This is a genomic window from Polaribacter sp. SA4-12, from assembly GCF_002163675.1.
Taxonomy (GTDB): domain Bacteria; phylum Bacteroidota; class Bacteroidia; order Flavobacteriales; family Flavobacteriaceae; genus Polaribacter.
Map to the genome: position 1 here is coordinate 2,014,883 of NZ_CP019334.1, position 7,618 is coordinate 2,022,500.

General features: G+C 30.3%; 7 protein-coding genes (1 of these 7 only partly in view). 1 reads left to right on the plus strand and 6 read right to left on the minus strand.

What is annotated here, in order from left to right:
• Positions 1-4 precede the first annotated feature (4 nt).
• The 6 genes from ccoN to BTO07_RS08805 all read right to left on the minus strand — a co-directional run bounded on the left by ccoN (position 5) and on the right by BTO07_RS08805 (position 7,343).
• Positions 5-2,200 carry a cytochrome-c oxidase, cbb3-type subunit I gene (ccoN, locus tag BTO07_RS08780; RefSeq protein ID WP_087520874.1) on the minus strand — a complete coding sequence of 732 codons (2,196 nt, stop codon included), beginning with the start codon at positions 2,198-2,200 and terminating at the stop codon, positions 5-7.
• Positions 2,201-2,211: 11 nt separating this feature from the next.
• Positions 2,212-2,388 carry a cbb3-type cytochrome oxidase assembly protein CcoS gene (gene ccoS / locus BTO07_RS08785; protein ID WP_087520875.1) on the minus strand — a complete coding sequence of 59 codons (177 nt, stop codon included), beginning with the start codon at positions 2,386-2,388 and terminating at the stop codon, positions 2,212-2,214.
• Positions 2,389-2,481: 93 nt separating this feature from the next.
• Entirely contained in the window at positions 2,482-3,852 is a 1,371-nt protein-coding gene (gene hemN / locus BTO07_RS08790; RefSeq protein ID WP_087520876.1) for an oxygen-independent coproporphyrinogen III oxidase, read from the minus strand.
• A 10-nt stretch (positions 3,853-3,862) separates the two neighbouring features.
• The gene (gene deoD, locus BTO07_RS08795) at positions 3,863-4,561 is read right to left on the minus strand and encodes a purine-nucleoside phosphorylase (protein WP_087520877.1); all 699 of its coding nucleotides are present in this window, start codon (positions 4,559-4,561) and stop codon (positions 3,863-3,865) included.
• A 56-nt stretch (positions 4,562-4,617) separates the two neighbouring features.
• Entirely contained in the window at positions 4,618-4,962 is a 345-nt protein-coding gene (locus tag BTO07_RS08800) for an AraC family ligand binding domain-containing protein (protein ID WP_087520878.1), read from the minus strand.
• A 5-nt stretch (positions 4,963-4,967) separates the two neighbouring features.
• On the minus strand, positions 4,968-7,343 hold the full coding sequence (locus BTO07_RS08805) for a heavy metal translocating P-type ATPase (RefSeq protein WP_087520879.1): 2,376 nt from the start codon (positions 7,341-7,343) through the stop codon (positions 4,968-4,970).
• Between the two features lie 103 nt (positions 7,344-7,446).
• Between BTO07_RS08805 and BTO07_RS08810 the strand changes: the two genes are divergently transcribed.
• Positions 7,447-7,618 carry the 5' end (the start) of a Crp/Fnr family transcriptional regulator gene (locus BTO07_RS08810; RefSeq protein ID WP_087520880.1) on the plus strand. It continues 515 nt past the right edge of the window, so only the first 172 of its 687 coding nucleotides appear in the window; the start codon lies at positions 7,447-7,449; the stop codon falls past the right edge of the window.

Below are 7,618 nucleotides of genomic sequence, written 5' to 3' on the forward strand. Positions count from 1 at the left end.
AGTCTTAGTTTTTAGTTGTTTTTTGTTCGTCTTTAACTTTTATATCAGTTCCTAAACGTTGGATATAAGCAATTACAGCTACAATTTCTCTGTTCTTCATTTCTATAAAAACTTCTCCGTTTTCTTCAGCATATTTTTTATCAGCTTCATAATTTTTTGCAAAATCAGGATCTGCATATAAATTTTGCTCAATTTTAGTTCCTTGATCTAACATATGCTGTTGTGCATTTGCAATTTCATCTTCAGTATATGGTACACCTAAAGTAACCATCACTTCCATTTTTGTTTCAATGTCAGATTTATCAAGTTCATCTCTAACTAACCATTTATAAGATGGCATAATAGAACCTGGCGAAGTACTTTGTGGATCGTACATGTGGTTTAAATGCCAGCTATCATTATATTTTTGACCAATTCTATGTAAATCTGGACCTGTACGTTTAGATCCCCATAAAAATGGATGATCATATACAAACTCACCTGCTTTAGAATATTCTCCATAACGCTCAACCTCACTTCTAAAAGGTCTTACCATTTGAGAGTGACAACCAACACAACCTTCTCTAATATAAATATCACGTCCTTCTAATTCTAAAGGAGTATAAGGTTTTACACTACTAATTGTTGGAATATTAGATTTTACCAATAATGTTGGAATAATCTGAACCGCTCCTCCAATTAAGATTGCAATAGTTGCATAAATTGTTAATTTAATTGGTTTTCTTTCTAACCAAGTATGCCATCCTTCACCTTTAGTTCTGTGTTCAGAAACTTTTGTTAATGCTGCAGCTTCTGCTAAATCATCTGTTACAGCAGTTCCTGATCTAACTGTTCTAATAACATTATATAACATTACGAATGCTCCTAGAATAAATAAAGTACCTCCAATTGCACGCATCCAATACATTGGTATAATTTCGTTTACAGTTTCTAAGAAGTTACCATAAGTTAAAGATCCATCAGGATTAAATTGTTTCCACATAGAAGCTTGTACAAAACCTGCTACATACATTGGTAATGTGTACATTATAATACCTAAAGTACCAATCCAGAAATGGAAATTTGCTAATGCTAAAGAGTGTAATTTTGTTTTAAACATTCTTGGTACTAACCAATACAACATTCCAAACGTAAAGAATCCGTTCCAAGCTAATGCACCAACGTGAACGTGGGCAATAATCCAATCACTAAAGTGAGCAATTGCATTTACATTTTTTAAAGATAACATTGGTCCTTCAAAAGTAGCCATACCATAACCTGTAATTGCAACTACCATAAATTTTAAAACAGGATCTGTTCTAACTTTATCCCAAGCTCCACGCAAGGTTAACAATCCATTTATCATACCACCCCAAGATGGAGCAATTAACATAATAGAAAATGCAACTCCTAAATTCTGAGCCCATTCTGGTAAAGCTGTATATAATAAATGGTGTGGTCCTGCCCAAATGTATAAGAAAATTAATGACCAAAAGTGTACTATAGATAATCTATAAGAATATACTGGTCTGTTTGCTGCTTTAGGAACAAAATAATACATTAAACCTAAAAATGGAGTTGTTAAGAAAAATGCCACAGCATTATGCCCATACCACCATTGCACAAGAGCATCTTGCACACCTGCATAAACAGAATAAGATTTTAAGAAACCAACTGGTAATGCTAAACTATTAAATATATGAAGTACAGCTACGGTTACAAATGTTGCTAAATAAAACCAAATTGCTACATATAAATGACGTTGTCTTCTTTGTAAGATCGTCCAAATCATATTTACACCAAAAGCAACCCAAACAAGTGCAATTGCAATATCTATTGGCCATTCTAACTCTGCATATTCTTTAGATGATGTATATCCTAAAGGTAAAGTAATAGCTGCAGCAACAATAATTAATTGCCAACCCCAAAAATTGAAGTTACTTAAAAAGTTACTTGCCATTCTCGCTTTTAACAATCGTTGAAGAGAATAATAAACTCCTGCAAAAATTGCATTTCCTACAAAGGCAAAAATTACAGCATTTGTATGTAAAGGTCTTAAACGTCCAAAACTTAACCAAGGAATTCCGTCTGTAAGGTTAGGGAATAAAAACAAAAAAGCTAAGAGTAAACCTACTGACATACCTACTATTCCCCATAGTAGTGTTGCGTAGATAAAATTCTTAACGATTTTATTATCGTAATAAAACTGTTGCATCTCCATAAATTAAATATTTAGTCTTTAGTTGATTTTTCTTTTTTCTCTTTCACCAATTCATCATCAAACAGCATGCGAACTGATGGCGTATATGAATCATCAAATTGCCCAGTTCTTACTGAATAAATAAATGCGATAAAAAATAAGATTGCCACTATTATACTAATAGTTAGTAGTAGGTATATTACGCTCATATCTTGCCTGATAATTGATTTTTCAAAAATACTATTGGAAAATTACCTAAAACATGACATTTATCATGTTTTAAATATCGCCTTGGTATTATTTTAAATTGTCATTGAGAACAATTGTGTTTTTGGTTTGTTTTTTAATAAATGAACATCAAAAGCCATACAAATGTTTCTTACATAAGGCCTTGCGCTTTCTGGTATTGATAATGATTTTGATTTTACATCAATTTTAACCAATCCATCTTGCTCCATTTCGCTTAACAATGCTAAATGTGTTTCAATGTTTTTTATCTTCATTGTATCTTCTTCCCACGAAGTGGTAAAATGACACATAATATTTAAAATGTGTTTTCTGATAACTCTATCTTCTTCGGATAATAGATGTCCTCTAAAAATTGGAAGTACACCTTCATTTACAACTTTCTGATATTCTTTTACCGTTTTTACATTTTGAGCAAACGCATACCAAGAATCTGAAATTGCAGACATTCCCAAACCAACCATTAACTGCGTTTTATTGGCTGTATAACCCATAAAATTTCTGTGTAATGTTTTGTTGATGGTTGCTTCATACAAACTATCCGTTTTTAAAGCAAAATGATCCATACCAATTTCTACATAACCTAATTCAGCAAAAAGTTCTTTACCTATTTCGTAAAGCTCTCTTTTTTCATCATTCTTAGGTAAATCGTCCTCATTAAAACCTCTTTGACCAACACCTTTTACCCAAGGCACATGTGCATAACTGTAAAATGAAATTCTATCTGGTTGTAATTCTTTGGTTTTGTTGATGGTATAAATTACGTTTTCTTTTGTTTGAAAAGGCAAACCAAAAATTAAATCGTGACTTACAGAAGTATATCCAATTTCTCTAGACCATTTTGTAACTTGTTCTACTTCTGTAAAAGGTTGAATTCTATGAATTGCTTTTTGTACTTTTTCATTATAATCTTGCACACCAAAACTAACTCTTGTAAAACCACAATTAAACAACGTTTGTAATTGTTCTTTGGTTGTATTACTTGGATGACCTTCAAAACTAAATTCGGCTTCTGGATGTTTGTTTGACAGTGAAAAAATTCCATCCATTAAGTATTCTAAATTCTCTTTTGAGAAAAAAGTAGGAGTTCCTCCACCTAAATGTAATTCTTTAACAATCGGAGTTTCATCAACCAAAGCAACATACAATTTCCATTCTTTTAAAACCGTTTCAATATATTCTTCTTCAACTTCATGACGTTTTGTTATATGTTTATGACATGCACAAAAAGTACACAAACTTTCACAAAAAGGAAGGTGAATATAAATACTAATTCCTTCTGTAGAATTACTTTCTTTGAAAGATATTTGAAAAGATTGAATCCAGTCTTGTTTATCAATTCCTTCTTTATTCCAATAAGGTACCGTTGGATAACTCGTATATCTTGGTCCTGGAATATTATATTTTTGTACTAATGATTTTGTCATTTCTATTTTATTAAGAAAGCTCTAAAGCAATTTCTATCATTTCTTTAAAAGTCTGTTCTCTTTCGTCTGCAGTAGTTCTTTCTTTAGTAACTAAACTATCAGAAATAGTTAGAATAGACAATGCATTTACATTGTGTTTTGCAGCAACGGTATACAAACCTGCTGTTTCCATCTCTACACACAATACACCATAATCTGCCCATTTTTTATAACTTTCAAACTCATCAGCATAAAATTCATCAGAACTTAAGATTCCTCCAGCTTTTATAGAAATATTTTTCTCTTTTGCAACTTCAATTGCTTTTTGAAATAATTTAAAACTTGCTGTTGGTGCAAAATCTGCTCCGTTAAAACGAATTGTATTCAACCCAGAATTAGTTGAAGCTGCCATTGCTAAAACAATATCTCTAATTTTTACATCTTTTTGATAAGAACCTGCAGAACCAACTCTAATTAAGTTTTTTACTCCATAATCCACAATCAATTCTGTACAATAAATTAATGTTGATGGAATTCCCATCCCTGTACCTTGAACTGATATTTTATTTCCATTATAAGTCCCTGTAAAACCTAACATTCCACGAACATCATTGTATTGAACAATATCTTTTAGAAAAGTATCTGCAATCCATTTTGCTCTCATAGGATCTCCTGGTAGTAAAACTGTTTCTGCTATTTCTCCTTTTTTTGCTGCTATATGTACACTCATATTACTACTTTTTTTATCTTAAAATCTTATTCTAATATACGAAATTTTATATCAACTTAATTATCTGAAATGGCTTTTTTAACCCTTTTTACACTATCAGTTTTTGATAAAGTTAATCTCACAACACTATCTTCCATTGCTGTAAGATTATGAACTTCATGTGGTTTTAATGAAATTATATCTCCATCATTTAATTTCTCAAATTCATTGTTTACACCAAAATCAATACACCCTTTAATTACTTGAACAATAATTGCAAATGGTGCTTGGTGATCTTCCATTACTTGACCTTTTTTAAATACAATTCGTATTTCTTTAGAAAAATCTGTATCTAATAATAATGACAAAGCTGGTTTATCTGAATTGTATCTAATATTTTCTAAAAACGAAGCTACTTTCATAATGCTTATTTTATTTTTTTACCTAATATATTTGTAGAAATTGTTGTAAAAACCACTATACTTATAGAACTTAAAGGCATCAGGATCGCTGCTATTACTGGCTCTAACTGACCTGTTGTTGCAAAATACAACCCAACTACATTATAACACAAAGACAATATAAAACTATACTTAATTATTTGAATTGCTTTTTTTGATGCTTTTATGTAGGTTCCTATTTTATTAAATTCTGATGCATCTAAAATTCCATCACAAGCAGGAGAAAATACATTAATGTTTTCTGATAAAGCAATACCAACATCACTTTGAGCTAAAGCACCTGCATCATTTAAACCATCACCAATCATGGCAACTTTTTTATTATCTTTTTGAAGATTCGCAATGACTTCTAATTTATCTTCTGGTTTTTGATTAAAAAGCAAATCTGTACCTTCAGGTAAATTCTCTTCTAAATAGACTCTTTCACCTTCATTATCGCCAGAAACAACAGCTAAATTATAATCATTTTTCAAAGAATTAAATAATAGTTTTACTCCTTCTCTATATGAATTTTTAAATACAAACTTCCCTTTATACACATCATTAAAACTGATATAAACTGATGTATCTAAAGTAGATTTTTGATCATTATTTTTCACAAAAGATGATGAACCTAACTTTAAACTTGTGTCATTATAAGTTACTTGAATTCCTTTACCAACTAATTCATTATAATCTGAAAGAGTAAAAACTTCTACATCATCAAAAGTACTATACAAGGTCCTACTTAATGGATGATTAGAAGCTCTTAGCGAACTTTTCAATAAGCTTTTCTCTTCCTTATTTAATTGAATTCCATCATAAGAAATGGTATCTTCTTTATGAGTTGTTAGTGTTCCTGTTTTATCAAAAATAATAGTATCAATAGCTGCTAATTGTTCTACAACTGTTGCATTTTTTAAATAAAACTTCTTCTTACCAAAAATGCGTAACATATTACCCAAAGTAAAAGGTGCGGCCAATGCTATAGCGCATGGACATGCAATAATTAAAACTGCTGTAAAAACATTTAACGCCTTACTAGCATCAAAAAAAAACCAGAAAGTAGTTGAGGTAAAAGCAATTAACAAAACAACAATTGTAAAATTCTGACTTATAGTATCTGTAATCGTTTTAAAGTTAGATTTTTTATCTTTCTGAAACACATCATTACTCCATAACTGAGTTAAATAACTTTGAGAAACAGAAGCTAAAACCTCCATTTCTAGAATTCCTGAAAGTTGCTTTCCTCCAGCAAAAAGTTTATCACCAGATTTTTTTGCTACAGGTTCTGCTTCACCAGTAACAAAACTATAATCTATTTCTGCATTTCCGTTTATTAAAATTCCATCAACAGGAATTAATTCTTGATTTCTAATAAGTAACCTATCTCCTTTCTCAATGTCATAAATCTGTATATTTTCTTCTTGCTGATTTGAAGAAATTCGAGTAACAGCAATTGGAAAATAAGATTTATAATCTCGCTCAAAAGACAAGAAGTTATATGTTTTTTGCTGAAAAAATTTACCCAATAATAAAAAGAAAACCAAACCAGTTAAACTATCGAAAAAGCCAGTTCCTAAATCAAAAATAATTTCTACAGTACTTCTTATAAATAACACAGCAATACCAAGTGCGATAGGAACATCTATATTTAATATTTTAGAACGTAAACCTTTATAAGCAGATATAAAGTAACTTTGTCCTGCATAAAAAACCACAGGAAGAGAAAAGGTAAACATCAGCCATCTAAAGATGTTTTTGTAGTTTTCAATCCAAAAACCATCAACTTGAAAGTATTCTGGAAATGACAAAAACATAACATTTCCAAAAGCAAAACCAGCAATTCCTAATTTGTAAATTAAGCTTCTATCAACTGCTTTTTTGCCACTATCATAATCTTCTAAACTAATATAAGGCTCATATCCTATAGAACTCATTAAAAGAACAATCTCTTTTAATGAAGTTTCATCAGAGTTATAAGTGATTCTTACTTTTTTCTTTGGAAAATCAACTTGAGATGATGATACTTTTGGGTTCAACTTATGTAAGTTTTCTAAAACCCAAATACAAGAACTACAGTGAATATGTGGAATATATAATGTTACAATTTGTGTGTTTCCATCATTAAAATCGAGCAGTTTATCTACAATATCTAAGTTGTCCAAGAAGTCATAATTTCCTTGAATTTCAGTAGGTATTGCCCCAGGATTATCCTCAAAATTGTAATAGCAAGTTAAGTCGTTATCCGAAAAAATCTCGTATACTGTTTTACAACCGTTACAACAGAATGATTTATCATCAAATTTAATTAAATTACCATCACAAGAATCACCACAGTGATAACATTGTGTAGATTTCATATTTACTCTTTTGCCTTTTACAAATTTACAATAAGAATCGCATTTTAAAATATGATATATATCACTTTTTTAATATCTTTGACCCCAAATATCACCAGTCATTATGAGTAAATGTGAGCAATGTATTATTCGTCAACTAAATTCTCTTAAACATTTAAGTAAAGAGGAAATAGTAAAGATGTCTAATTGTAAAACATCAAAAATTATTAAAAAAGGAGAAGCTATTTTTAACGAAGGAGAACGTTTAAAAGGTATCTTTTGTATTAAAGATGGTG

Excerpts from the sequence above, each read along its gene's own strand:
- ccoN (WP_087520874.1), bottom strand. The coding sequence starts at position 2,200 with ATGGAGATGCAACAGTTTTATTACGATAATAAAATCGTTAAGAATTTT.
- ccoS (WP_087520875.1), bottom strand. The coding sequence starts at position 2,388 with ATGAGCGTAATATACCTACTACTAACTATTAGTATAATAGTGGCAATC.
- hemN (WP_087520876.1), bottom strand. The coding sequence starts at position 3,852 with ATGACAAAATCATTAGTACAAAAATATAATATTCCAGGACCAAGATAT.
- deoD (WP_087520877.1), bottom strand. The coding sequence starts at position 4,561 with ATGAGTGTACATATAGCAGCAAAAAAAGGAGAAATAGCAGAAACAGTT.
- BTO07_RS08800 (WP_087520878.1), bottom strand. The coding sequence starts at position 4,962 with ATGAAAGTAGCTTCGTTTTTAGAAAATATTAGATACAATTCAGATAAA.
- BTO07_RS08805 (WP_087520879.1), bottom strand. The coding sequence starts at position 7,343 with ATGAAATCTACACAATGTTATCACTGTGGTGATTCTTGTGATGGTAAT.